This is a genomic window from Mesorhizobium sp. M5C.F.Ca.IN.020.32.2.1 (genome assembly GCF_004023105.1).
GTDB classification, from domain to species: domain Bacteria; phylum Pseudomonadota; class Alphaproteobacteria; order Rhizobiales; family Rhizobiaceae; genus Mesorhizobium; species Mesorhizobium wenxiniae.
In genome coordinates this window covers 1-508 of the sequence record NZ_RZSX01001631.1, presented here as the reverse complement: position 1 = coordinate 508, position 508 = coordinate 1, and the positions used below count along the sequence as shown (strand labels likewise).

The following is a 508-nucleotide window of genomic DNA, read 5'->3' as shown; positions in this document are numbered from 1 at the left end:
CGCCTGCGCCATGGCGATCAACGCGGCGTGCTTGCGCTCGGCTGTGGCGACGGCCAGCGGTCGCGCGGCGGCCCGCGCGCGGCGGCCGATATCGGCCATCAGCGCGGCAGTGTCGTCCCGGGATTTTTCATGCAGCTTCAGCATGGCTCATCCTCCGCTGGTTACTTGGTCACCGGCCCATACTTGGTCTGCGGGACGGCTCACCACAAGGTCGTCGCGGTGGATCATCGCCGATCGCGCCTCGTAGCCGAGCACCGTTTCGATCTCGGCCGTCTTCAACCCTGCGATCCTTACGGCATCGGCGGCATCGTAGGCAACCAGTCCGCGCGCGATCTCGCGGCCTTCGGGCGACAGGATCGCCACCGTATCGCCGCGCGAGAAATTGCCGCTGACCAGTTTGACGCCGGCCGGCAACAGCGACTTGCCCGACAGCAGCGCACCGATGGCGCCGGCATCGACGGTCAGCCGGCCAGCCGGTTCGAGCTGCCCGGCGATCCACGTCTTGTAG

At 67.9% G+C, this 508-nt stretch carries 1 protein-coding gene and 1 pseudogene; both read right to left on the bottom strand.

Annotation, left to right across the window (positions count from 1 at the left end):
- Positions 1-144, bottom strand: a pseudogene (proA, locus tag EOA86_RS41070) (gamma-glutamyl-phosphate reductase); the annotation flags it as partial.
- A 3-nt stretch (positions 145-147) separates the two neighbouring features.
- On the bottom strand, positions 148-508 hold a 361-nt coding region (locus EOA86_RS37860), incomplete at its 5' end, for a PUA domain-containing protein (protein WP_348633394.1).